General features: G+C 47.4%; 22 protein-coding genes. 1 reads left to right on the top strand and 21 read right to left on the bottom strand.

Going from position 1 to position 26,987, the window contains the following annotated elements; all coding sequences use genetic code 11:
- Positions 1-44: 44 nt before the first annotated feature.
- On the top strand, positions 45-1,163 hold the full coding sequence (locus AC4OGX_RS02380; protein WP_493328208.1) for a site-specific integrase: 1,119 nt from the start codon (positions 45-47) through the stop codon (positions 1,161-1,163).
- Positions 1,164-1,224: 61 nt separating this feature from the next.
- On the opposite strand, the gene guaA is transcribed toward AC4OGX_RS02380, so the two are convergent.
- The 21 genes from guaA to AC4OGX_RS02485 all read right to left on the bottom strand — a co-directional run bounded on the left by guaA (position 1,225) and on the right by AC4OGX_RS02485 (position 26,966).
- The gene (guaA, locus tag AC4OGX_RS02385) at positions 1,225-2,772 is read right to left on the bottom strand and encodes a glutamine-hydrolyzing GMP synthase (RefSeq protein ID WP_493328209.1); all 1,548 of its coding nucleotides are present in this window, start codon (positions 2,770-2,772) and stop codon (positions 1,225-1,227) included.
- A 302-nt stretch (positions 2,773-3,074) separates the two neighbouring features.
- Positions 3,075-4,448: an MATE family efflux transporter gene (locus AC4OGX_RS02390; RefSeq protein ID WP_493328210.1), complete on the bottom strand. Its 1,374-nt coding sequence runs from the start codon at positions 4,446-4,448 to the stop codon at positions 3,075-3,077.
- A 168-nt stretch (positions 4,449-4,616) separates the two neighbouring features.
- Positions 4,617-4,847 carry an HPr family phosphocarrier protein gene (locus AC4OGX_RS02395; RefSeq protein WP_493328211.1) on the bottom strand — a complete coding sequence of 77 codons (231 nt, stop codon included), beginning with the start codon at positions 4,845-4,847 and terminating at the stop codon, positions 4,617-4,619.
- 124 nt (positions 4,848-4,971) lie between these two features.
- The gene (locus AC4OGX_RS02400) at positions 4,972-6,498 is read right to left on the bottom strand and encodes a response regulator transcription factor (RefSeq protein WP_493328212.1); all 1,527 of its coding nucleotides are present in this window, start codon (positions 6,496-6,498) and stop codon (positions 4,972-4,974) included.
- Between the two features lie 70 nt (positions 6,499-6,568).
- Positions 6,569-8,272 carry a sensor histidine kinase gene (locus AC4OGX_RS02405; protein WP_493328213.1) on the bottom strand — a complete coding sequence of 568 codons (1,704 nt, stop codon included), beginning with the start codon at positions 8,270-8,272 and terminating at the stop codon, positions 6,569-6,571.
- Positions 8,269-9,504 carry an extracellular solute-binding protein gene (locus tag AC4OGX_RS02410; protein ID WP_493328214.1) on the bottom strand — a complete coding sequence of 412 codons (1,236 nt, stop codon included), beginning with the start codon at positions 9,502-9,504 and terminating at the stop codon, positions 8,269-8,271. Before AC4OGX_RS02410 ends, AC4OGX_RS02405 begins: the two co-directional genes overlap by 4 nt.
- Positions 9,505-9,603: 99 nt before the next feature.
- Positions 9,604-9,855 (bottom strand): sporulation transcriptional regulator SpoIIID, encoded by a 252-nt coding sequence (spoIIID, locus tag AC4OGX_RS02415; RefSeq protein ID WP_493328215.1) that lies wholly within the window; start codon positions 9,853-9,855, stop codon positions 9,604-9,606.
- 244 nt (positions 9,856-10,099) lie between these two features.
- Positions 10,100-10,495, bottom strand: coding sequence for a metal-sensing transcriptional repressor (locus AC4OGX_RS02420; protein WP_493328216.1), 396 nt, complete (start codon positions 10,493-10,495; stop codon positions 10,100-10,102).
- Positions 10,496-10,607: 112 nt separating this feature from the next.
- Positions 10,608-11,777: a phosphopentomutase gene (locus AC4OGX_RS02425; protein WP_493328217.1), complete on the bottom strand. Its 1,170-nt coding sequence runs from the start codon at positions 11,775-11,777 to the stop codon at positions 10,608-10,610.
- Between the two features lie 25 nt (positions 11,778-11,802).
- Positions 11,803-12,507 (bottom strand): purine-nucleoside phosphorylase, encoded by a 705-nt coding sequence (gene deoD, locus AC4OGX_RS02430; RefSeq protein ID WP_493328218.1) that lies wholly within the window; start codon positions 12,505-12,507, stop codon positions 11,803-11,805.
- Between the two features lie 90 nt (positions 12,508-12,597).
- On the bottom strand, positions 12,598-13,710 hold the full coding sequence (locus tag AC4OGX_RS02435; protein ID WP_493328219.1) for a nucleoside 2-deoxyribosyltransferase: 1,113 nt from the start codon (positions 13,708-13,710) through the stop codon (positions 12,598-12,600).
- Between the two features lie 14 nt (positions 13,711-13,724).
- Positions 13,725-14,672, bottom strand: coding sequence for a nucleoside hydrolase (locus tag AC4OGX_RS02440; protein WP_493328220.1), 948 nt, complete (start codon positions 14,670-14,672; stop codon positions 13,725-13,727).
- A gap of 28 nt (positions 14,673-14,700) precedes the next feature.
- A complete protein-coding gene (locus AC4OGX_RS02445) occupies positions 14,701-15,105 on the bottom strand; it encodes a secondary thiamine-phosphate synthase enzyme YjbQ (protein WP_493328222.1) in 405 nt (134 codons plus the stop codon).
- Positions 15,106-15,116: 11 nt separating this feature from the next.
- Positions 15,117-16,256 carry an SIS domain-containing protein gene (locus AC4OGX_RS02450; RefSeq protein ID WP_493328223.1) on the bottom strand — a complete coding sequence of 380 codons (1,140 nt, stop codon included), beginning with the start codon at positions 16,254-16,256 and terminating at the stop codon, positions 15,117-15,119.
- Between the two features lie 3 nt (positions 16,257-16,259).
- Positions 16,260-18,071, bottom strand: coding sequence for a PfkB family carbohydrate kinase (locus AC4OGX_RS02455; RefSeq protein ID WP_493328224.1), 1,812 nt, complete (start codon positions 18,069-18,071; stop codon positions 16,260-16,262).
- Positions 18,072-18,081: 10 nt separating this feature from the next.
- The gene (locus AC4OGX_RS02460) at positions 18,082-20,175 is read right to left on the bottom strand and encodes an ADP-ribosylglycohydrolase family protein (RefSeq protein WP_493328228.1); all 2,094 of its coding nucleotides are present in this window, start codon (positions 20,173-20,175) and stop codon (positions 18,082-18,084) included.
- Between the two features lie 16 nt (positions 20,176-20,191).
- Positions 20,192-22,309, bottom strand: coding sequence for an ADP-ribosylglycohydrolase family protein (locus tag AC4OGX_RS02465; protein WP_493328229.1), 2,118 nt, complete (start codon positions 22,307-22,309; stop codon positions 20,192-20,194).
- A gap of 24 nt (positions 22,310-22,333) precedes the next feature.
- Complete coding sequence (locus AC4OGX_RS02470; protein WP_493328230.1) at positions 22,334-23,176, bottom strand: carbohydrate ABC transporter permease; 843 nt, start codon at positions 23,174-23,176, stop codon at positions 22,334-22,336.
- 12 nt (positions 23,177-23,188) lie between these two features.
- Positions 23,189-24,058 carry a carbohydrate ABC transporter permease gene (locus tag AC4OGX_RS02475; RefSeq protein ID WP_493328231.1) on the bottom strand — a complete coding sequence of 290 codons (870 nt, stop codon included), beginning with the start codon at positions 24,056-24,058 and terminating at the stop codon, positions 23,189-23,191.
- Positions 24,059-24,137: 79 nt separating this feature from the next.
- Positions 24,138-25,577 (bottom strand): ABC transporter substrate-binding protein, encoded by a 1,440-nt coding sequence (locus AC4OGX_RS02480; protein ID WP_493328233.1) that lies wholly within the window; start codon positions 25,575-25,577, stop codon positions 24,138-24,140.
- 360 nt (positions 25,578-25,937) lie between these two features.
- Positions 25,938-26,966, bottom strand: a complete 1,029-nt coding sequence (locus AC4OGX_RS02485) for a LacI family DNA-binding transcriptional regulator (protein ID WP_493328234.1) — start codon at positions 26,964-26,966, stop codon at positions 25,938-25,940.
- Positions 26,967-26,987: the final 21 nt, after the last annotated feature.

Consider the following 26,987-nt stretch of genomic DNA (forward strand, 5'->3'; position numbering starts at 1 on the left):
CCCAACATAGGGTTTTTATAACTCTAAGAAAGGAATGATCAGATTTGTCAGTAACAAAGGATACTTCAGGAAAATGGATGTCACAGATTCGTGTCAAGGATTACACCGGAAAAGTCATCCATAAAAAGAAACGTGGGTTTACAACCAAAAAAGAAGCTTTAGAATGGGAACGGGATTTTCTGAACAAAGCGACAGCCGATATGGGAATGCTGTTCCAGGATTTCGTAGAACTGTATTTTGAAGATATGAGCCACAGGCTGAAAGAGTCTACCATCATCAGTAAACATTATATGGTGGACAAAAAGATTCTTCCGGTATTTGGAAAAATCCCTATCAATGAGATTACGCCAAAAGATATCCGCAAATGGCAGAACAGCTTAACTGCCTATCGGGATGAAAATGGAAAACCTTATTCCCAGACTTATTTAAAAGCGATCAACAACCAGCTGACGGCTATGTTCAATTATGCAGTGAAGTATTATGACCTGCATGAGAATCCATGCACCAAAGCCGGAAGTATGGGAAAAAGTCATGCGGAAGAAATGAACTTCTGGACAAAAGCAGAGTTTGAGCAGTTTATAGTGACAGTACAGGATAAACCAGCCTCCTATACCGCATTTATGACTCTGTATTATACCGGAATGCGTGTAGGAGAGTTATGTGCATTAACGCCTGCAGATGTGGATCTTGTAGACCATACAATCACGATTAATAAGACCTTTCAGCGTATCAACGGCAGGGATGTGATCTGGCCGCCAAAGACGCCAAAAAGCAACCGGGTTGTTACCATTCCACAGACCCTTGCCAACTGTCTGAAAGAGTATATGGATAAGTGCTATGAGATCCAGCCGGATGACAGACTGTTTCCTTACACCAAAAGTTTTCTGAACCATGAAATGCTCCGAGGGTGTAAGAAGTCAGGAGTAAAAAAAATCCGGGTACACGATCTCCGTCACTCCCATGCAAGTCTTTTGATCGAAATGGGATGCCAGCCTCTCCTGATTGCAGACCGGCTCGGACATGAAAAAATACAGACGACCTTAAATACTTACAGTCATCTGTATCCGAATAAGCAGGCAGAAGTAGCTGCCCAACTTGAAAATGTGATAAACGGAACGACAGTTCCGAATGGTAGCCAAATGGCAGGTGTAGCCAATTTGTAGCCAATAAAAGAGAAAAGTCTCTGGAAAGCCTGTAAAATAAGGCTTCCCAGAGATGTGGTGTCTATTCAAACTCTATCGTCCCCGGTGGTTTCCCCGTCAGATCATAGAATACGCGGTTTACATGATTCACTTCATTGACGATCCTGCTCGTCACCCGATGCAGTACCTCCCAGGGCACTTCTGCGGACTCTGCGGTCATAAAATCAATCGTATTGACTGCTCTGAGTGCAACGGCATAATCATAGGTTCTTTCATCCCCCATAACTCCCACAGACCGCATATTGGTCAGTGCCGCAAAGTACTGTCCCACGATCTTATTCATTCCTGCCGCATCCATCTCTTCGCGGTAGATTGCGTCAGCGTCCTGTACGATCTTCACCTTCTCAGCGGTGATCTCACCGATGATCCTGATCCCAAGTCCCGGTCCGGGGAATGGCTGTCTGAATACCAGTCTTTCCGGTATCCCCAGTTCCAGTCCGGCTTTGCGGACCTCGTCTTTAAACAGATCCCTAAGTGGTTCGATGATTTCTTTAAAATCTACATAATCCGGCAGACCGCCCACATTGTGATGGGACTTGATCACTGCGGATTCACCGCCAAGACCGCTCTCTACAACATCCGGGTAAATGGTTCCCTGCACGAGGAAGTCTACAGTACCGATCTTCTTGGCCTCTTCCTCAAACACACGGATAAACTCTTCCCCGATGATCTTTCTTTTTTCTTCCGGCTCGGTCACCCCTGCCAGCTTTTCATAGAATCTCTCCTGTGCATTCACACGGATGAAGTTCAGGTCATAGTGGCCTTGTGGACCGAATACAGCCTCAACCTCGTCCCCTTCGTCTTTTCTCAGCAGACCGTGATCTACAAAGACACAAGTCAGCTGTGATCCGATCGCCTTAGACAAAAGAACTGCCGCCACAGAAGAATCCACACCGCCGGACAGCGCACAGAGCACCTTTCCGTCTCCGACCTTCTCACGGATCGTCTGGATCGTCTCATCTACAAACGCATCCATCTTCCAGTCTCCGGCACAGCCGCATACATTTTTCACAAAGTTGTTGATCATCTTTGTGCCTTCAACCGTATGAAGCACTTCCGGATGGAACTGGATCGCATACAGCCCCTCTGCCTCATTTTCTGCAGCCGCCACCGGACAGTCAGCCGTATGAGCCGTGATTTCGAATCCCGGCGCAGTCTGTGAGATATAATCAAAATGACTCATCCAGCAGATCGTCTTCTCCGATACATTCTCGAATGTTTTGGAAGACTGCTTATCGATCAGAACTTCTGTCTTTCCGTACTCACGCACCTCGGCGCGCTCTACCTTTCCGCCGAGCACATGCATCATCAGCTGCGCACCATAGCACAGACCTAATACAGGCACACCCAGCTCGAATAGTTCCCTGGTATAAGTCGGTGAATCCGCCTCATAACAGCTGTTCGGCCCTCCTGTCAGAATAATACCCTTCGGGTTCATTTCTTTGATTTTTTCTATATCTGTCTTATAAGAATAAATCTCGCAATACACGTTACATTCTCTGACACGCCTTGCGACTAACTGGTTATACTGCCCGCCAAAATCCAGGACAATCACTAATTCGTTCTTCAAAATTATCCTCCTACTCAAAATACGGCCGATAGAAAACTTCTTCCATCGAAACCTGTTTCTGATTTACTGGTACATGATAAAATAAATAACTGGCTGTTAATCACGATACGATGTACTAGCCTATTATAATGTAGCACTTTCGGATTATCAAGCCTCTGTTTACAAAAAAATCCCTATAGAACAGCATTTTTCTTCCATTTTCCCGCAGATCTGATTCAAAATGGAAAACATATCCACATTCTTCCTGCCAAATGAAGAAGATATCCACACTCTGCCTCTTACTTATCACCATTTTGTTCTTATCAGATCGTACGTTTCAGCTTCCACTTTCCGCCGCGATACCTGATACACATGCAGACAGCCCGGAAACACCAGTCAATGACCATCGCCACCCAGATACCGAATACTCCCATTCCCATATACCGGCCCAGGATATAGCTGAACACGATCCTGAACACCCACATGGAGAAAATAGAGATCACCATCGTAACCTGAGCATCTCCCGCTGCGCGCAGCGTGGAAGGCACGGAGAACGACAACGGCCAGATCAGCATACAGCTGATGCTGTGGAAATAGAGGATCTGTCTTGTTGTTTCTGCTGTCAGGTCTGAAAGGTTATAGGCTCTCAAAATCAATGGGAGCAGCATAAAGATTGCCGCATTCATGATCCACATGAGCACATAAACGATCCCTACCAGTTTCTTTGTATAATAATGCACCTGCTCATAATCACCGGCACCGACACACTGTGCAATGACTGACGTGATCGCGAGGTTCAGCGCCATTCCCGGCAGGATCTGAAACAATGCCACAGCGTTGCTGACTGCATTCGCCGCGATCGCATAGGTACCAAACGTGGAAACCAGACTCAGTACCAGGATCTTCCCCAGCTGGAACATACTGTTCTCCAAGCCGTTTGGGATTCCGATAGACAAGATTCTTTTGATCATCCTCCATTCTGGCTTGTACTTTAAAGTCCGTTTAACATGTAACTGCCGCTTCTGGTCGCACAAAAGTCCAATAATTAGAACCGCAGCCACGATTCTGGAAACGAGGGTCGGAATCGCTACCCCTTCTGTGCCGCGATGAAATCCGTAGATCAACAGAGCATTTCCACCGATATTAATCATATTCATGATGATGGAAACCTGCATGGAAATCTTGGAATTCCCCATTGCACGAAATGTCGCCGCCCCGGCATTATACAAGGCTATAAACGGGATAGATGCCGTAACGATCATCAGGTAAGTATTGGCATGACCCATGACATCAGACTCGATCGAGCCGAATACAACATGCAGGATAAACCATTTTCCGCAGTAGATGACTGCCATGATCACGACTGCTATCATTGTGATGAACCAGACCACCTGGGTGGACGCTTCACAGGCAGACTTGTCATTTTTCTGGCCGAGATACTGACCTGAGACTACTGCTCCTCCTGTTGCAAGAGCCGCGAAAACGTTGATAAACAATACCATGATGTTATCGACCAGCGACACGCCCGATACAGCCGCCTCTCCCACACTCGCGATCATAATAGAATCTGCCATCCCCACCAGAACGGCCAGAAGCTGTTCGATAATCAGAGGGATGATCAATGCTTTCAGTGCCTTATTATCGAATAAATAGGCACTTCTGTCTATTTTTGCTCTCAATTCTCTCTTTTCCTCCAAATAAAAACTCCTCAACGTATTTTATTATACGCCGAGAAGTTTCTGTAAACAAGTATAAACCACTTCAACCACACCTTTAGCTCTTGATTTCACAGGTATCTCTGACAGGCATTTATGCTGTCTCTAACCATACCTTCCGGCTGTCAGGAGCAGTCCTTTTACTCAAGACTATGCAGCCGCATATTTAGAAATCTCTTTTTTCAGCTCATCACAGTCTTCATCATATATCTTTAGTTCGATCGGGTTGTTGAATCCCAGGTTCATGATCCCAAGGATAGACTTTGCGTCAACAACAAATCTGCCCCGCTTCATATCCATATCAAATGGATATTTTGCCACCTTATTTACGAATTCTAATACTTCTTCAGGATTGCTGAATTTGATCATCATTTCGCTCATTATTTTCCTCTCCTTTTTCAAATTATCTATGTTCCTAATGATTAGCCCCTCTTTTTTGTTATCGACATCATAACACAAATTTTGACAAATTTTAGGATAAAATTTCTGAAAAAGGTAGAAATATTTAATGGGCTGACTTACGAAATTCGTTCGGAAGCATCCCCACTTCCTCTTTAAACACCCGGCTCATATACTTCGGATCCGAGTATCCTGCCAGCTCCGCGATCTGATTTAGCTTTAGATGGGTATCCAAAAGAAGCTCCTTTACCTTCTCGATCCGGTACTTCCGAATCGTCTCTGAGAATGTTACACCGGTTTCTTTTTTAAACTGTGCACTTAAGTATTCTTCCGATACAAACAGCTTGTCAGCGATCTCATCCAGTGTGATCCCCTGATCATAATATTTTCGGATCATCTGCTGCGCCTTCTGTACAAGTACACTGACCGGAACTTCCTCTTCCTTCTTACTTCTTGCATTGATCAGATAAAAGAGCTGATGCAGGCTTGCATCGATCTGATTCCAGCTCACCGCCTCGGACATCTCCCGCAGGATCGCCTGAACCTTAAGGTCCGCGACGATCTCATTGGTTTCCTTATAGGCGTTGATGATCGCCCAGGTAAAAACGATCAGCGATTTTTTCACCTCTTCCGGGGTATGGGGTACCTCCTGATAGTACTCAAACAGCGCTTTAAAACAGTCTGCTGCAGCCTCTGTATCCAGCCGCTTTATAGCCTGGCATGCCTTATCCTCCAGTTCTGACGGATGCTTTAACGGAACTACCTTTATATTTTCCACATCCCGCCTTCGGATCAAAAAGCCTTTTCCTAAAAGGAGATTCCACTCCCGGTCCTTCTGCATCTCTGTAATAACTGTGGAAAGCGCAAGCAGATCATCCACATGACGCCACAGCAGGACAATCGGGGATTTCAGATGGCTGCACAGCATGGGTGAAACTGATTTCTGGAAATATATGTACTGGGATTCCCCTTCCAGCCGGTATAGGATCATAATCAGCATTTTCCACGCGTCCGCTTCGATGACATAGGATGCAAACTTTACCGTATGGGCACCTACATCCTCTAAAAGCTCCCTGGCTAACTTTTTCTGTTCCTCATAGCCATCCCCCAGCCAGACTGCAAATACCTCCGCCGGCTCTTCCAATGAAAAGCCAAACCGTTCCCTCGTCATATTGTGAAACTGCTCGTCCGGCTTGATCTGTCCATTCAGACAGGATAGGAAAATCCCTTCTATAGAGAATGCTTTTTCCCTGCTCTGCTCCTTGGCAAGGCTGTCCTCTACCTGCCGGAGCGCCTTTTTTAACTCGGGTATCTTGATCGGCTTTAGCAGATAATTCTCAATATCCAGCTCTATGGCCTGCTTCGCATAGTTAAAGTCAGAATACGCGGACAGGATCAACACCTTACACTGATATCCTTTAGCCCGAAGCTTTGCCAGCATCTCCAATCCACTCATCTTCGGCATCTCAATGTCCAAAATGATCAGATCCGGTTTCGTCTGGCAGATCAGGCTGTAGCCCTCCTGCCCGTCTGCCGCAATTCCTTCTACTTCATAATCCGGGTCGATCTTACGAAGAATCTTCGCCAGCCCTTCCCTGATCGGTGTCTCATCCTCTACAATGACAATCTTCATCTGCAGGACCTCCTTTCCTGATCTTATCTGCCTGTGCATTCCCCATTGAAACCTGATACTCTCTGAAGTCCTACTGTTCCCGCCTTTCTTCCATATGATAAGGAATAAACAGATGGGCCCTCGTATAACTGCCCGGCTGGCTCTCGAAATAGATATCCGCCGCTTCACCATAGTACAGCTTCAAACGTTTTCTTACATTGATGATCCCTACATGTCCATCCAGTTCTTCTGTCGGGTCATTTAATTTCTTCAGCATTCCAGGCCCGATCCCATTTCCATTGTCCCTTATGATAATGTGGATCTGTTCTCCCACCAGCCGCATAATGATCCCGATGCGGCATTCTCCATCCATCTCATGGAAACCGTGCTTCACTGAATTTTCTATAAATGGCTGCAGAAGTAATTTATGGATCGGATATCCCATCAGCTCTTCCGGTACCTGTTCTTCTATCTTCACACTTCTGCCAAGCTTCACCTCCTGCAGCATGACATATTCCCTCAGCCACCCCAGTTCCTGACGCACCGTCGTGGTGCCCCCGGCATTTTTGACCGTGTAACGCAGAATATCCGCCAGCGCCCCCACCATTTGACTGATCTCATACTGCTCATTTTCTATGGCTTTCCAGTTGATCGTATCCAGTGTATTATACAGAAAATGGGGATCGATCTGGGCCTCCAGCGCGGACAGCTCCGCATTCTTCTGCTCCACGACAGCCTCTTTTACCTGAGCGATCAGACTCTCGATATGCACGACCATTTCATTAAAGCCCGCTCCGATCCGCTTGATCTCCGCAGGCATTGTTTCCGGGGGATTAACACGGATCTCAAAATTCCCGCTCTCCACTTCATTCATACCGTTTACCAGCGCATCCACGGCCATTAGATATGGCTTTGTAAAAGAATAGATCAAAAGCAGCATCGTCACCACTGATCCCGCAGCGATCACCAATAGAAAGATAACCTGCTCCCGGATGGCTCTGTTATAAGCGTCCAGAGGCTGTTCATTGCAGATGGTAAAACCGCTCTTTTTATTAACGGCCTTTGTATATTTATTCCTCTCCTGATCCTGCACTCTGGTAAACTTCTGCCCGATCTTAGACGAATCCGGTGCACTGATCACGGTATCCTGATCCAACAGATAGGTCTGGTTGTCCGTCCCCGTCACAAGCGCAGCCTTGATCTGTTCCTCATTGATATTAATGATCACTGTTCCCAGCTGCTCATGGATATTCTTATAATCCACCAGCTTGCGGGCAATGCTGAACAGGTAGTTCTCCTTTTCATTCGCTGTTACCGGATTGGTAACCCCATAGTAGGCTTCTCCTTTTGTGATCTTTGGGATACTGATCTTGTCTGCCCACACGCTGTCTGTGGAGGAGGAGTTCAGCCGGTCATAGAAGATCACGCCGCCGTTTTCCAGGTAAATCGTGATCCCCTCAATACCGGGATTACGGTTGCAGATATGGCTCAATTCATGACGCAGGATGCTGGTATTTGCATCCAGATCATCCTGATCCTGAATGATTGCTTCCACCGTATCAATGATCGTATCATCCGTACACATATCATACAGAATGGTGGCATACTTGTCCAACACCATTTCCAGACATTGGTCCGCATTACTCAGATTACTTGCGATCTTTCCATTCATATTCTCTTCCAGGCTGATCCTCAGGCGGATCTGAGAAAACACTGCAAAAATACCGACCGGTATCAATGCTGCGAGCAGGAACCCTAAAGTCATTTTTCGTCTTAATGTGCGTTCCTTTTTCATCGGTTCTCCTCCCGGATCTCCTTCATCCTGTCAGCAGCCTCTTTTAGAAGCTCATCCTCATCCCTGTCACCAATGATCTCTGCCTCCATCGTATCTGTGATGACCAGTGAAACAGAGGGCCATTCTATCGAAAATTCTCTCAGATTTGCCGCCTTTGCCAATTCTATCATGCTTTTCTTGAGAGGATTTCCTGCATACTGTTCCTCCAGTACATCTGCACGGGGCGCCATATAGGAGGAATGCTCCATATACTCTGACATTCTCTCCTTTTCACTGATAAATCTCAGGAATTCAATCGCAGCCTTTTGATGCTTCCCATTCGTGACTCCAAAAATCTCTCCTCCAAGGACTGATATCTGTGTTCCGTCCTCCGCCGCCGGAAGACTGGTCACGCCGTAATTAAAAGAAGGATTCAACACCTCCACAGAATCGATCATGGTAGTGGAGTTGATCATCATAGCGATATTTCCTTCCACAAACTGCCGAAGAAGATCCTTTGCTGTCAGATTGATCGTCTGCCTGCTCATTGCTCCAGACTCTGTAAGAGACCGCAAATAGTGGAATGCTTCCCTGCTTTCACTGGAATCCATGGCATCCACATCTCCTCCCATGGACCACAGGATCGGAAGGAAGCAATAGACGCTCTCTTCACTCGCCAGGGCAGGCATAGCGAAACCATAATGCCCATTCTCTGAGAGCTCAACCGCCGTATCATGTAATTCCTGCCAAGTCCGGGGGGGCTTAACCTGATGTGTCTTTAAAATATCTTCATTATAAAAAAGTACTGTGCAGTTCATCCCATATGGAAGCCCCATGATCCGTCCATCTACCGTACATGGTTCCTTCACCTTTGGCAGATATTCTTCAATCCCTTCGATCTCATCTGTCAGGTCCACGAAAGGCTCCATCGCGTGAAAATATTGAAAATCAGAGGAATCCACTAAAGCCAGGTCCGGCATATCTCCGTCCGCCATACTATATGCCAGTCTTTTCTTAAAATCTTCGTCCGGCACATACTGGGTGGTCACTTCAATCTCCTTTTGTGAGCGGTTGAAGCTGTCCACCAGATATGCCAGTTCTTTTCTGCTATAGCTCTGGTTCCAATAATACCAGAGTGTAATCTTCTCTTTCTTTATTTTTACAGCCTGTTCTTCCTTTGCACATCCCGCACCCAGCCCCGCGGCCAGCAAAAAGGCGGCCAGAACGGCACAGATTCTATGGTATCTTTTCACTCATCTCTCTCCTATGCTCAAGTCGTTAGTTCGTTGAATTTGAAATATAGCTATACTCATTATACCATGAATACAAAACTCACTAAACTATTATTTCCCTTAATGCTGATGGAGATACTTTTCTCTGGTGGCAAGTCCGCCGCGGATATGCCGCTCAGACTTATTCATGTCCAATACCTTGCGTGCCTCTCCCGCCAATGCAGGATTAATCTGAAGGAGCCGCTCCGTTACGTCTTTATGTACGGTACTCTTGCTGATTCCGAACTGTTTCGCCGTCTGCCGTACTGTGGCACTGTTTTCTATGATATAATTGGCGATTTCCACGGCTCTTTCTTCAATATAATCTTTCAAAAAAATCCCCCTGCAATCATTGTTTTTACAATGTATGCTGGGGGAAGAAAGAGTATGACTTTCATAAGTTTACTTTTAAATATCTTCTGTTTTTCCTTGCATCATCTTCTATGAGCAACCCGTCCTTGGACATCTCCTTTAAAATGCGCTTAACCGCAGACTCCGCCTGTCCTAGAAGTTCTCTGGCTTCTTTAGCGGTAGAGTTTGAACGTCTGCCGCTTCTCTCATGCACAATATTCAATCATTACTTAATAAACTTATCAATTGCCTGATTCAGCATCCTGATCGCCTCTTCATCATGCTCCTCCACTGCCTCTACGATACAGTGGTTGATATGGTTCTTTAAGACAACCTTTCCCGTATTATTGATCGCCGAACGCACGGCTGCAAGCTGGATGAGTACTTCGCTGCAGTCTTCGTCCTTCTCCACCATCCTCCTGACGGCCTCTAAATGTCCGATCGCTTTAGACAGACGGTTGATGACTGCCTTTTTCTCCGCAGTGCTGTGCACATGCTTGTGTCCGTGGGTATGCGTATGCTCGTGAAAATGCTCATGCGTATGGCTGTCTTGCCCGTGATCATGCTCATGATTCTGTATCTGACTTTGCTGATGTTCGTGAATTTCGGTATTCTTCTCCATGTATCTTATTTTTCCCGCCTTCTGTATATTTCGCCGTGCTCTATATGCCAGAAAGCACGACCGATATAACAAAAATTATACCAAATAGGCGGCATAATGTATAGTCCGCAATTTACTCTCTGATCAGCCCCCAGAAGCTCTCTCCATCGATTTCATTCGGCAGCCCGAAAATATCAAGTATTGTCTTCCCGATATCCGCAAAGCTGCCTCTGGTTCCCAGATCTGCCCCGCCGCGGATGGATTTCCCATAGGCAAGCATCGGCGTATACTCTCTCGTATGATCGGTACCTTGAAAGCCCGGATCGCATCCATGATCTGCGGTAATGATCAGGATATCGTCATCCTGCATTTGTGCCATGAATTTTCCTAAAGCAGTGTCAAACTCTGTGGCAGCCTGTGCATATCCGTCAATATCGTTTCGATGTCCGTAGACCATATCAAAATCCACAAGATTTAAAAAACATAATCCGCGGAATTCCCTATTCTGGATCATGAACAATTTCTCGATTCCATCTGCATTACTTTTCGTCGGGTTACTGTCAGTGGCTCCCCTTCCCGCAAAAATATCATAGATTTTTCCGATGCTTATGACATCATATCCATTGTTCTTTAATACGTCCATCACTGTGTCCTTTGGCGGTTCCAATGCAAAATCATGTCTGTTTGAAGTTCTCTTAAAATCAGGATAGGTTCCGGTGAATGGTCTGGCGATCACCCTCCCCACGCCATGTTTTCCCACCAGGATCTTTCTTGCTATTCTGCAATACTCATACAGCTGTTCCAGCGGAATCACTTCCTCGTGGGCAGCGATCTGGAACACGCTGTCTGCCGATGTATAGACGATCAGCTTTCCTGTCTCTACATGCTCCTTCCCGTAATCCTTGATGACCTCAGTCCCTGAATAGGGCAGATTGCAGAGGATCTCCCTGCCGGTCTGTCTTGTAAATTCGGATAAAACCTCCTTCGGGAACCCCTCAGGATAAGTCGGAAACGGCTTTTCTGAGATCACTCCTGCAATCTCCCAATGTCCTACAGTCGTATCTTTTCCTTTTGATTTTTCCTGCAGCCTCGCATATGCCCCCAAAGGAGACTCCACCTTCACGCCGCATTCCACCTGGTCAATATTGAAAAGTCCCAGCTGCTGCATCTGTGGTACATGAAAATGAGATGACTCCGCGATCGTGGCTAAGGTGTTGCTCCCCACATCTCCATACTCCTCTGCATCCGGTTCATATCCGATCCCAAAGCTGTCCAATACAATCAAAAATACTCTTCTATCCAAGCCGATTCCTCCTTTTATTTTTTCATTACACAATTTCAAGCGCTATCTGAATCATGTGATTGAATGTCGTCTGCCGCTCCTCGGCTGAGCATTTAAGCCCTCTTACCAGATCGTCGCTCACTGTCAGCATAGTCAGTGCATCCACCCCGTATTTTGCCGCCAATGTATACAGCTCACAGGTTTCCATATCAACTCCCGCACATCCATAAGCTGCTGCCAGCTTATTTTTCTCAGCCCCGCGGTCATCGTAGAATTTATCACTTGTAAAGATGTTGCTGACCATCGCATGGATCCCCTGCTTCTGCGCCTCATCATAAGCTCTTCTCAATAGATCGAAGCTTGCGATCGGTGCAAATGAGATGCTCCCGAAACGGTCCCGGTTCATATTGGAATCCGTCGTCGCACCCATGGCGATCAAAACGTCCTTTAGCTGGACAGCCTCTGTCAAACCGCCGCAGGTTCCCACACGGATCAGGGTTTTCGCGCCATACTCTGTGATCAGTTCACTGGCATAGATGTGCATGGACGGCATTCCCATCCCGGTTCCCTGCACAGATACCCGTTTTCCTTTATAAGTACCGGTATATCCAAGCATCCCCCGAATATTATTATAGCATACTATATCCTCTAAAAATGTTTCTGCAATAAATTTTGCCCGCATCGGATCGCCGGGCAGAAGTACCTTATCCGCTATCTCTCCGACATTTGCCGCATTATGTGGTGTTCCCATATGTCATCCTCCCTTTTCATCATTTGATGCGGAATAGATCCTGGGTTTCCCTCTTATCCATTCCGCATCAAAATAAATGTATCATTTTCCCTATTTAAAGTAATCCTCCGCCACCTTCTCCATGATCTCCTCGAATCTCCCTTCGAATATTTTCATAGAAGAACCAAACATCAGATTTGCAGGATATCCAAAGTTCTCCACGTTGCTTCCGGTATGATCGCGGAACTCTTTTTCTTCCCCTAAATGAGGCAGCTTCTCGATAAGCGGTGACGTATTATCCTGATATCCATACAGCTTTTTCCCTAACTGGAATGCCATACCGCATTCGAATCCGACCTCGTTATTTACCTCATATCCGCGGTAATCATTCAGGTCTGCGATCAGCACATCACAGTTGCGGACATGCTGCTGATAATTATCGAACTTGTTGTATGCCCAGACATACGGATCGTCGGTCTGAATCTCCTTGACTCCGTCTGCCCAGTCCGTCGGGGTGTACACTTCAAAACCGTATTTCTCACAGATCTTTTTCATCTTACTGAAGACTTCATCCGCATTCTTCTGATACCGCTCCACACCGGAAAGATAAACGATCGGTTTTTCCTTCGGCTTTACGGTGCGGGCTGTGGAATGATCTACATATACAGCTCTTTTTGCAGCTTCTTTTTGCTCTTCCTCGATATCTGTGATCATCATTTTCAGACAGTCATCAAAGTCTCCCTCAATGATCTTTGTAGCGCCGATGATCGTGGGAGAAAACGGCAGCTTCTGATACATCTCACAGTTACCGAACTCATCCGTCACTTCTCCGTCTTTCAGATAAGAGTTCAGATTTTTCGTTCCAAAGCTTCTCTTATCCCGCGTGTAGCCGTAGCATTTCGCCCCTTTTGCATAGGCCATTCCAATCTCGTAGACGGTTCCGCTGTCCGGCTCTGCACCTCTGTATGCCTCAAGATCTGCAACAATCGCCGTTGTCTTAAGCATGACCTCTTTAAGATTTTCAAAGATACTGTCTGCTCTCTTTTGGAGATCTGGATTCTCCAGATCCAGGGGATCATTATTCGGAAGGGTCACGCCGAATCCCAATGCCAGGGCGCGGGCCTTCATGGCCGCCAGGGCATCATATCCATATGTATAAAAGCATTCCGGTCCGGCAATATAGAGCGCTTCTTTTTCCACCAGTTTATGTTGATATCTATACATTCTTTCGTCTCCTTTTACTGCAGAACTAATTCCAGAAGCAGATTTAAGAATCTTCCGCAGTCTGCTTTGCATCCCACCTTGATATACGGCAGGTGTTCCCATACAAAGTGATGTCTCCGGTCAATGACCGTCATTCCCAGTGTCAGGCCGTCCTTCGTCTCTACACCTACATGGGCATCCATCGTCTCCACCAGGCTTGAGTCGATCGCATATGCCACAGCCATACAGTCGATTACTGTACAATATGCATCGAAGCCGCGTCCGTTTACAAATTTGATCGCATTTAAGAGAAATGCCGCTTCTTTTTTATCACTCTGCTCCAATTTTTTAATGTCATCATCGCTGAAATTCACATCAAAATAAGTAGCCACATCCAGGCCTAATGCAACCAGCTTCACACCGGACTCATACACGACCTTTGCCGCCTCAGGGTCCACATATACGTTCCACTCACTCTGCGGCGTGTCTCCTGTTGCATTCAAAAATGCATATTTGTTCAGTCCGAACGCACCTGAGATCGCAATGATCTCCGGTATCATTTCCTTTATTTCAGGGGCTTTGATCATAGCCATGGCAAGATTGCTCATCGGGCCTGTCGCTATCAATGTGATCTCTCCCGGATTCTTTTTCACAAGATCAATGATCAGATCCACTGCATCCAAATCAGATAATTTCATTGCCGGTTCCGGCAGAAAGGCCTCTGCCTGCCCGTCTTTGCCGTGCGTGAACGGATCGCTTGGTGATTTGCGGATGATCGGGTTTGCCATGCCTCTTGCTACCGGGATGTCTGTCTGGCCAAGCAGCTCCAGTACTTTTCTGGCATTCGTGCTTGTCACATCCACCGGATAATTTCCATTTACTGTTGTGACAGCCTGTACGTCAAGCTCCGGGGATTTCACCGCCATGACAATGGCCATGGAGTCATCCATTCCCGGATCGCAGTCAAGAATAATTTTCTTCATATCTTTCTTCCTCCCAACAATTCTTATATCAATCGCTCTGCACCTTCACAAAGAACTCTCTCTTTCTCGGTCCGTCAAACTCCAGGAAATAAATCCCCTGTGATCCGCCCAGCAGCAGTTTTCCATCGGTAACAATAAAGCTGACCGAGATTCCTACCAGCGCGGATTTGATGTGCCCGGCTGCATCCTGAGGCGTATCGTGCTGATGTTTGAAATCAACCCTAGTGGGGATCAGCCTGCGGATCTCTTCGTCCAGATCAATGAATCCATCCGGATCCCACGGGGAAAAGATCGCGATCCCTGCCGTGGAATGTGGGTTATAGACGATACAGGTCCCTTCCTTTACACCACTTTCTTCCACAGCTTTTTTTACGGTATCTGTAATATCATGCACTTCATTATACTGTGTCTCTATCTTAAAATTTTTCAGCATATAAGGTCCTCCTAATCGACTATGATCTCACTGTTTTTCACGCATGCCCCGTCTTCACAGAATGCCCAGTCGCCCTCGCATCCTCTTCCGTACTTTTCTCCTATGATCTCAGAGATATAAGCCGCGATCAGGCATACCGGGGCGAAATGTGTGACCGGCATTGTGATCGGATAAAGCGGCTTCGGAACCTTGATATAAGTTGCTTCTTCACCGTTAAAATCACTGGCATCCCCGTCTGTGATCACGACTAACGGACGGTGCAGCTCATTTGCATACTTCACCATTTCCCGGGATCTGCTGTGGCATGGGTTCGTTGTATTCGCAACGACCACGGTTCCCATCTCACGCGCATTGCGTGCAAAGAAATTCAGATGGAACCACTCCTCTGTGTTGATATGCATTGCAAACTTCCCTGTCGCCTCCAGGATCTTTGCATGTCCGAACCATGCAGTCGCATAATCGAAGCCTGCTCCGATAAAATCGTAGCACGGGAAATCCTTCCACTTCCCGGCAACCTGTGCACAGGTCTCTTCCATCTGAGGCAGCAGTTCCTTTAGTGCCTGTCCCTGGTTCTTGATATCTTCCCTGTAAGCCATCGCCTGATCCATCGTATACTGCAGTCTGACCTCTCCGAACCGGATGGCTAACAACAGCAGGGACATCACGCTGACCAGATAGCTCCTGGTTCCAGGTGCACCCTCGAAAGAAGGGATATCAAGCTTTAATATCTTATCAGAGTTCCTTCCCAATGGAGATTCTTCATTTCCCGTAACTCCCAGGACAAAGCAGCCGTGCTTCCTGGCTCTTTGGACTGCTTCCTCTACTCTCGCACCTGTCCCTGAATTGCTGACTGCGATGACCAGCGGGTTTCTGCAGTCAATGCCCAGATGCTTTTTACAATATAAGCGGCTTAATTCGATCGCTGTCACTACCTCTGTCGGGATTCCTGTGAGCATCTCGAAGGCATGCTTTGTGGCCATGGCAGCGGCCAGTGAATCTCCGCATCCAGTCAGTACGATCCTTTGTATATTAAAAATTTCCTGAAATGACATCACGGTTCTTGTCTTTGGCTCCAGATCCTCGTACTGCTGTTCTATCAATTCCGGCAGACTCTCCACCTGACGGCTCATTGGATTTGAATATTTTGTCATACTTTACTCCTTTTCTATGCCCGGGTACCAGTTCGGTTTCCCCTTTTTTTCTTTTTGCCTGTCCATCTCGTTCAAAACCGCACATCCTTCCAGCGCGATATCGATTGCAAAATTATGACCCTTTCCTGCTCCAAACACTTCACCTGTACATAAATTGTCCGCAACCGAGCAGACAGATCCGCCCCTGCGCCCAAAGAGTGCCGACAGGGTAACGATGGACGCTGATTCCCTGTCACCGTTTAAGACTCCGGCCCGGTTATAGATTCCCGCAAACTCAATGTTCCACGGCTGCATATATCCGCCGACTCCCGGCCTTCCGCCGCCGATGAAGTCGCTGTCCACAGATACGGTAACGCCCACATGGTACGGTGCGTGAAGCATCTCAGCCGCTTTTACCATGGCTGCCACCACCTCGTAATGGCTGGCCGCCGGATATGGGGCCGGGATATAAGCCTTTGTCATGCCTTCCTCCCGGACCACGCCGCTTGCGATCACCACATCACCGGGTCTGACCTCATCTCCGATCCCGCCGGAGCCTCCCACACGCAGGAATGTTTTTGCATCCGTATATTCCATATAATCATAGAGGATCAGTTCCATCTCCGGTGATCCGCTTCCTCCGCTGACCACCGTGATCTTCGCCCCCTTATAGGTGCCTGTATAGCTGGTGAACATCCCCGAACTGCCGATCAGCCGGGAATCCTCCATTTTATCCGCAATCACCTTTGCCGGATCCTGGTCATACGCACACAGCGGATCCCGGACAGTGATCAAGACAAAGTCTCCCACCTGTTTCGGATCGATCTGCGTCATTGCAGGCCTTCCGTTGATCACAAGTCCACGCTCCGGAACATGAGAATAGTATTCATATCTGTTGTGCATATTCCGGATGGACGGCTTCTGTCGGATCTTACTGCTTAAGCTGTCTCTTCGGATGATTTTCTCAAGTGCGGTTTCCCTCATCTTCGGTGTGATCTCTTCTGGCACACCATACTGGGAAATACACATTGCCGCGGATATGCTTCCCATCACCCCGCAGGTCTTAGCATCATAGCCTTCCACCAGCCCGCAGAGCACACCGCCCGTGGAGCTGTTCCCGCCGCCTGTTGAATCCACCACATTTACGTCCGGCTGGGAGGGGACCTCCACCACTGTATCCGGGGTGATCATCACTGCACCGGCGGCACCCTGGCGCAGAAAGATCAGTTCCAATCCCCAGCTTTTCAGCTTCTCAATGATCTGTTCTTTCTCTTTCGTCCCGAACAAATTTTTAGCCTCCGTCATGTTGATGGAAAACGCCTCCACCTGAGCGGCGATCCTTTTTACATTCTCCAGATTTTCCGGGTAAGCCGCATCCGCAGCGATCTCCCACATGACCTTGCATGCCGTGTCTCTCTTAGCATTCAAAACTCCGGCCCAGAATACTTCACTGGTATTCTTAAAAATATAGATTCCATCCATTTCTTTGAAATAGGGCGCTAATTCCTCACTGGTCGTCTCCATCTGCCAAAAATGTTCCAGTCCATACCGGGGCGTCTCATCCCGCTCCCCTTCCTCATAATACTGGATGACTGTATACGGAGACTGTCCGCCCTTCACTTTCAGGCCTTCGGTCGTCAGATGATTTCTTTCATACCACTCCCCGTGCATCTTTAAGTAATCCTCGCCGATCCCGGTGATGATCTTCACATCGTCCTGCCAGAGCCGGATACCGCAGAGCGCGTAGATTCCCGCGCCTCCCGGCACCACCTTAACGGAACTGTCTGTGAAATGGATCTCATCCGTAACAACCGCAGATACTACTCCATATTTCATACGTCTCCTCCTAGCTGTTCACAATAAAATCTCTGCAGGTCATGGTTCCTCTCGAGATCACAAATCCCCCGGCTCCTGCCTCAAAGGTATCGTCCTTCGCTTCCAGCAGTTTTTCTCCGTTTACGCTGAAAACCAGATGACTGCCTGCTGCCGTGAGATTCAGACAGTACCCCTCGTCTTCCTGATAGCTGTACTTCGTCTCGGCAAGAACCCTGCGCACTCCATCCTTGACAACGAGGATCTGCGCCTTGTTAAACCCGCTTAAAACCGCCGCGTAATACCGCCTATGCCCCACACTGCGTACCACTAATCCGCCTTCCTGATGCAGGGCGAAGTATACCGTAGATTCCACACTGTAATCCTTCCAGTCCTTTGTTCCGATGGTGACCACACCGTTTTCCTCGATATGCGATACACAATAGGTCTGTTTAAAGTCCGCTGCAAACTGTGCCGCGGAGCTTGCGAATCCTGCAAGCCACAACGGGTTCGTATTCCAGATGGATGTCATGAGCATCCCCCGCTGTGCAAATTTCTTCGGAGCACCGCTCCAGTCGATCTTCTGTAAGACCACTTCCCCGTCAAATCTAAGATCACTCAGGATCTGGTATCCCAGCTTGAAGATGGACATTCCCTCTGTATCCGGCACGATCCACTCATAGGTCTCAGGTTCGGTATTGAGCCTCTGCTCTTCCCCGTAGATCACCTGTTCCTTGTTGTCAATGTCATAGTAAAGAATATATGGTCTCATCCTGACGTCAGCAGCTTCTTTTACATAAGCCGTTGTGTATACCTTCTGTGAAGAATACAAAGTTGGCGATGCAACCGTCGAGAAATTCGCTGCCAGTTTGGAAAAATCGATGAAGGTCTGTGTCGATACATTTGCCGTAACCCCCTTAGCCACATGCTGACACCTTACACAGAGACCATTTCCTTCTCCTGTCTCATTCAGGTTCGAAATGCTGACCTTAGCCATTCCTCCATGATTGAAGTGACATCCTGCAAATCCCTGCACCGAGCCCGGATACTCGAAGGTATACCGCTCCTTTGAAAGTTCCGGATCTTCGCCTCTCATCCTGGCCGCTGCCTTTACGATCTTCTTAGTCTCCAGGACCGCATCCGTCACAACAGATCCGCCGTCCGAGGTGACCACATACATCAGATCCGCAGCCGGCCCTCTGAAATCTGCGCCTGCATTGATCCCGTCAAGCCCCAGCCGGATCCCGTTGAACGCGCCTACGTTGCCCGCATTACAGTCCGTATCCCATGCGGCCGAACTTGCGATGCTGATGGATTTCTGGAAATCATCCCCGCCCAGAATGATCGCAGCGATCACCATGGCGTGATTCGGCACCATATGACAGCATCCCGGATATACGTCGTATCCGTACTTCGGATCCAGATAGGCACGCACCTTTCTCCAGTCCTTCTCTTTTCCACAGATATCACGGACGTCTGCGATGATCGCCAGCAGCTTTTCATCCTGAACAAAAACGGCTGCCTGATCCAGTAATTGATCGATATCTTTTTCTTCAAATGCAAGTGCTTCCAGCGCTGCCAGATGACATGCCGCCTCTACAGCAAGCCCGTCATGGCTGACACTGGCGGCATTTCTCACCAGCTCTACAGCCCTCTTCGGGTCATTCGGACACGCCATGGCAATGGCATCGATAAAGATCTGTGCCCCGATCTGCTCTGCCAGCGTCTGTCCATTCGTCTCGATGGCCCCGCTTTTTGGTGCAGGTATCCCGTTCTTTAAATTCAGGAAAGCAGTATGCTCCGTCGACCTTCCCAGACCGCCCCACCAGAGGATGGTCTTATTTTCAATGATATAATTCAGCCAGGTATTTCCAAACGCCTCTGCAGTCGTAATGTCCTGAAAGCCGTGATCCTCGATCGCGCGGAAGAATCCGAACGTCCCGGAGATATCATCGTCCGCCACGATGAGCGGAACGCCCACCTCATCGTGGACATAATAGGAGATTTCCCCGAACGTATCCTGAATCTTCTCATAACTCCAGCCCTCTACCGGGCGGCCCAGGTAAACTCCAAGGATCTTTCCCAGAACCCCTGCGTAGATTTTATTTTCATATTGTTTTATGCTCATTTCATGACCTCTCTGTCTATACACGTTCTACGATAAAACCATCTCCCAGGATGGCGCCTGAATCCACCACAAATCCGGCCTGCCCGCATCTGTATTCTTCGTCAGAACCCGCTGTGACCAGCTTGTCATCCACATAGAATTCCAGGTCTTTTCCTTTTACTTTCAACGTCAGCTTATAGGTGTTATCGATCCGGTATCCGAATTCTTCTTTCGCAAGAATGATCCTCTTATCGTTCTTCTGCTTGTAGATCACCGCACATCCTTCGGTAAATACAGCGCCGTAATACTGTCTGTGTCCCTTGGCCCTTGCGGCCAGCCCCGCCGAATCCTGCTGTGAAAATGTGATCACGGAGGATACCTGATAATCATCCCAGTATGATGTTCCTGTTGTCACGACTCCGTTCGGATATTCATGGCAGACAGAGAATGTCACGGTATAGTCAGGATTAAAATGATCCGCAGAAGATACAAAGGACTTCAGCCATGCAGTCGTTGTGGTCCACGGAGTCAGCGTCGGCGTCATTTCCATAGATCTGCCCATCTCATATTTTACAGGCGCATTGCTCCAATCCAGTGTCTTAAGGCAGATAAACCCATCCTTACGCGTATCGCTTAATAAGGACCAGCCCAGTCTGTAGATCGCATGTCCCTTAGTATCCGGGATCAGCCATTCGATGAGATTGCTCCCTTTTGTCAGCTTTCTTCTCTCACCATACTTCATTTCCAGAGCATCCTTCTCGTTGAAGAACTGGATAAAGAACTGTACATCCGGGTTTTCCTCTTCGAATGCGAAGATTTCTGCGGTCATCTCCTGGCCGCTGTATAAGGTCGGTGAACAGAGGACATCGAAATAACTCGTCCCCTCCACTCCCTTCGGTTTTAAGTCAATAAAGGTGTCAACACAGCAGGATGCATGGACACCTGGGCCCAGTCCCTGATAAGAAATCTTTAAGCCGGATTCCCCGGTTGTCTCATAGCTGTTCTCGATGCCTGTAAGCACCTGCTCTTCCACGTCATCGTTAAACGGGATCACACCCTGGACACTGCCCGGGTATTCAAATGCATAACGCTGCTTCGGCAGTTCGATCTCTTCTCCCGCCAGGGCGGCAGCCGCTTTTACGATTTTTCTCGTTTCCAGCACCGCATCGGAAATCGTCTCGCCGCTGTCACTGGTCACCACATATAATCTGTCTGCAACCGGCTTTCTGATATCCGTTCCCTTCAAAAATCCGTCCAGGCCAAGGCGGATGCCGTTGAGGCAGCCCACATTTCCTGAGTTACAGTCCGTATCCCAGCCTGCCGAGCATGCGATCATGCAGGATTTATGGAAATCATCCCCGCCCATGATAAATGCCATCAGAAGCGTCAGGTGATTGGTTACCATCGGACAGTTGCCCGGATATTTGTCATATCCGTGCTCTTCTGCGATCCAGTCGCGGACTACATGCCAGTCCTCCGTCTTAGCGCACCGTTCTCTCAGTTCCTTCACCAGTCGGATGAACAGCTCATCCGTCACATATTCAAGAGCGCCGTCCAGCAGTTTATTGATATCCTTTTCCTCGAAAGCCATGGCCTCCATGACTGCCAGATATACAGCCGCCTCCACAGCCAGACCGTCATGACTGACACTGGCTGCCTTTCTCGCCATCTCGGCGGCCCGCTTCGGAGCGTTCGGATTGGCAAGCGCCCAGGTGTCAATGAAGATCTCGGAACCGATCTGCTCGGACATACTCTTTCCGTTGAGCGCTTCGCTTCCGCTTTCCGGAGCTTTGATGCCCTGTTTCAGCCGGATATAGGCTGTGTGCTCTGTGCTTCTGCACAGCCCGCCCCACCAGAGGATCGTCTCATTCTCCACAATATAATTGAGCCATGCATTTCCGATATCCTCTGCCGAAAGCTCCGGATCATAGTGACTGTCTTCCAGTGCGCGGAAGAACGCGAAGGTACCTGATATATCGTCATCCGGCACGATCAGCGGTGCACCTGTCTTATAATTTTTGTAGTAATATACTTCGCCGAAGGTGTCCCTGATCTTCTCATAGCTCCAGCCCTCAATCGGACGGCCTAAGTAAACTCCGATGATCTTTCCCAGGACCCCGGCATAGATTGTGTTTTGATACTCTTTTATACTCATTGTAATCTCCATTCCTTCTTTCTATTAACCTTTGACAGCCCCTGATACCATGCCGTCTACGAAATATCTCTGTGTACACAGGAAGAATACGATGATCGGTCCGATCAGTGTAAAGGCCGCCGCCATCATGATTCCCATGTCGGCTCCGTAGGAACCGTTCATAGCAAGGAATCCTAAGGTAGCCGTAAAGTTCTTCTGTCCCTGCAGGAATGTGGAAGAGATCAGGTATTCATTCCAGGACTGCAGGCCGACCAGGATGGCAACCGTGATCATACCCGGAGACACCACCGGTCTCATGATATGCCAGATCACCTGTCTCGTATTGGCGCCGTCGATCCTCGCGGACTCCTCGAGTTCACTTGGCACATTCAGGAAATATGTCCTCATCAAAAATACAGACAGCGGCATATAGAGTGCTGCAAGAATAAAGCTTGTCGCCGGAATGTTTCCGATCAGGTTCATCTTTGCAAATGCGTAATACAGCGGGAACAAAAACAGCTGGATCGGCACGGTCATAGCCATCATAAAGTATAGAAGAACTCCGCCGCTTCCTTTGATCCGCTTAGCTGATAAAACATACCCCGCAAGGCTTGCCGTGATCAGGATAATGATGACCGTGCAGCCCGTTAATTTGATACTATTGATAAATCCAACGGAGAAATTCCCTGTTGTCCATGCACTTATGTAGTTTTCCAGATGGAGGATCGTCGGCAGTGCCAATGGATTCGCTACGATCTCCTGATTTTCTTTAAAACTGTTGATCAGCACCATGAAGATGGGTGCCAGGCAGATCACTGCCAAAAGAAGGAGAACTAAATGGATGACAAGGTTCACTCCAAATTTTTTCCTTTTCGATTGTACTCCCATTTTGCACCCTCCTTAACTTCTCTCTTCTTTGCTGCTGAGCTTCGTATAGACGATAGAAGCGATCAGGCCGAAGAAACTGATAAATAAACCAACCGCTGCTGCCTTGCCTACTTTCATGGAACTAAACGCGAAGCTATAAGCATATGTTCCAAGTACCTCAGTCGCATGAGCCGGACCGCCGCCTGTCATAAGCTTGATATAGTCGAATGCCAGGAAGGAACCGATCGTGATCATGACAAACATCAGGCTGACTGTAGACATGATATTCGGCAGATAGATGTATCTGAATAACTGCCATCCGTTGCAGCCATCCAGTCTTGCCGCCTCAAGCTGGTCCGTCGGAACCTGCCTTAATGCCGCCAGATAGATGACCGTTAAGTAACTCCAGTAATGCCAGATATCTACACCCGCACACCCATAGATCGCGGTCCTCATATCCGCAAGCGGAGAGGTGATATCGAATCCTACATTTCTAAGTAAAGAAAACAGTCCGCATACAGGACTGAAAATAATGTTGAGCCACAACATTGCATTGACAGCCGGAGCCAGTACATAAGGGATCAGGAACGCTACCTGATAGATACTTCTGGTTCTCTTACGTGTAAGAAGCAGCATCGCGGCCAGCATACCGATACATACAGGGATCGTCAAAAACAATACTGTCCAGATGACGTTATTCCCGATGGCTTTATAAAAGATCTTGTCTTGAAACAGCTCAACGAAATTTCTAACCCCTATAAAATGAATCTCCGGTGACAGTCCGTTCCAATCCGTAAAAGAATATACGATCGTCATAATTCCCGGTATCAGGATGATGCAGACACTTATGAGAAGCGCCGGAGCAATGAGAGCATAATTCCAGTTTATTTTTTTATTCTTCATATTCCTATCCTTTCAAAGGCGCTGACTTATAAAAAGTGTGATGCGTGTTTTACCACGCATCACGTCTTTAGTTCCTATACTACTTTACTGCCGGCTCTGGGATCGGAGGTACCAGGCCGTCGTCAAATGCCGGTTTGAATTCGTCTTCCAAAGACTGTACGTAGTCATCTACTGATGATGTTCCATACCATACTTCATCGATGTTCACGATTCTTGTCTGAACTGCTGCAGGGAAGAATGTGTTGTCATAGTATCCGAAGTTTCCTGCATTGACAGCATCTGTAATTTTCTTCACTGTATCAACAAACTGTGTAGACAGATAATTCATGCCGTCTGCATTGATGGTTGATAAATCTTTCAGCGGAGTTCCCCAGTATCCAGGCCACTCTGCTGCCATTTTCTGTGTAAAGTCAGCATTCATCATCATGTCGATGATCTTTGCTGCTTCATCTTTGTGATCCTGCTTTGCATTGGCATTGATAGATAATGTGCAGGCTACACCTAATGTATAGGTCGTGTCAGGTACTTCCTTTGTTGCCGGGAACGGGATAAATCCAAGATTTTCCTCTTTATCTCCGGTGAAATAAGAAGCTGCCCACTGGAATGCGATGGATGGTCCGATGAAGAATGGAGATTTCTCGTCAGCTAACAGCTGCAGGGAATCACTGAAGTTCAAGTTCACATAATCATCACCTGCAAGATAGCCTTTATCCCACCAGTCTTTTGACTTCTGGATCGCTGCCTTAATGTCATCATTTACCCAGCTCTCTTTTCCGGTTAACACCTTATACATTGTATCCGGTCCTGCAATATGTGTCAGGAAGAGTGAGCCATAGTTTTCGTTTACCGGCTGCCAGCCCTTGTTACCGGTTACAGAAGCATACAGACCTTTTTCCATTGCCTGATCCATGATGCCTTCCAGCTCTTCGATCGTGGTCGGTACTTTCCAGCCGTTATCATCCAGAACCTTCTTATTATAGAAGACTCCCATAGTGCTCACGCCGTTTGCCAGACTGTACAGGTTGCCGTTCACTGTGCCTGATTCATAATATGGTTTCAGGATCTTATCCTGCCAGCCGTATTCCTTGGAATACTCATCCAGATTCTCCAGCTTTCCTGCATCTACAAGAGGCATTACGAAGGATGGGCCGGAGCCGTATACGATATCAGGTCCCTGGTTGGCTGCTAAAGCTGTTGTCATATCAGAGTCTACAGATGGTCTGAACTCTAATACCAGCTGGTACTTGTCCTGAGAAGCATTATATACGTCAGCCAGGTTGGCCTTTAATGCTTCCTGTGCATATGGCTCTGCACCCCAGAACCACATCGTGATCTCCTCGCGGTCTTTCATATCCGCATCCTTTAAGACCGCTACTCCGTCATCCGGAGCTTCTTCCTTACTGTCTTCTGTCTTTTTGCCGTCCCCGGAGTCTTTCTTCGATGTACTGACCTGGCAGCCTGCAAGCATCGTTCCTATCATAGCTGCACACAAAATTACCGATACTAATTTCTTTTTCATCCTCTTCCTCCTTATTTGAACTCTTTTTGGTAATCTGCTAAACTTTATCAGATTTTTTACCAAACCTTTTCTTTGTTAATCACATTATATTGCAGTTTTACCACTTTGTCAACCAGATTTTATCATTTTTTTACTTAATATAACTCTTTTTTCTTCCAACTTTATTACTATTTTACAGCATTTCACTGTTTTTTCTTTATTTTAATGTGATTTTTCCAGGTAAAATTTTATCATATTTTTACCATATAGGTTTTATACACAGTAAATTTCCCGATATATGGTGTCCTCCCCAAAGAAAAAAAAGAATCAGCTCCCACTGATTCCTTTTTTCTCCGGTACCCTTTATTTCCAATCCTCTCATTATCCCCGCAGATCTTTCACTGATTCACCTTCTACCAGATAAGGAGTAAAATAATTTGTCTTCACAGTTTTTGCATCATCATTGTTGATCAGCTTGATGATCACCTCTGCTGCCTTACGCCCCATCTGCTCACCCGGCTGGAAGATACAGGTCAAAGCGGGAGCAAGCCATTTGGCCTCTCTCATGTTTCCCACATTGATCAGGGACAGCTCCTCTCCAATCTTTAATCCATGCTCCTTCGCATAAGCGTAGATCCCGAGGGACGTCTCGGCATTACAGGATACGATCGCTTTTATGCCCAGACCGATAAGCTGTTCTGCACCCTGATATCCCGTTTCCCGCTGATACTCTCCAAAATACAGCATCTCCTCCTTATGCTCGATCCCATTTAATGTCAGGGCTTCCGCAAACCCTTCCACACGTTTCCTCGTATTATAAATATTCCGTTTCCCAACGATCAGGCCGACCTGCCTGTGGCCATGGCTGATCAGATATTCCGTTGCCATATTTGCACTGAGCTTGTTATCCAGTGTAACAAAATTACAAAACACGTCGTATATCGCACGGTCCAGAAGCATAAACGGCACGCCGCATTCCTTCAGGGCCTTTCCCAAAAGAACATTATTGCCGTCCGTATTCATGTCGGTCGGAGGGATCAGGATGATCCCCGCAGCTCCCAGTGATGCAGCGAGCCAGATCTGTTCGATACATTTTGCTGAAGAATTCATATTGTAAAGCTGGATCACCGAATATTCATATATATATGCATACTCCTCGATTCCCTTGAGGCATTCCTCAGAAAGGGCATGATCCACCTCTGAATAGATCACAGCTATGACATTCCGGCCATATTTGTTCTCTACTAACGATTTCTGTCTTTTTGTTTCATATCCCAATTCTCTTGCAGCGTCAAAGATTTTCTGCTTCGTCTCATCTGGTATCCGATTTTCCTTTCGGTTCAAAACCAGGGATACCGTAGCAGATGATACCCCCACCTTTTGTGCCACGTCTTTCATTGTCACACGCATAATCTCTCGCCCCTTCCTTCT

This window comes from Faecalicatena sp. (assembly GCF_058819085.1).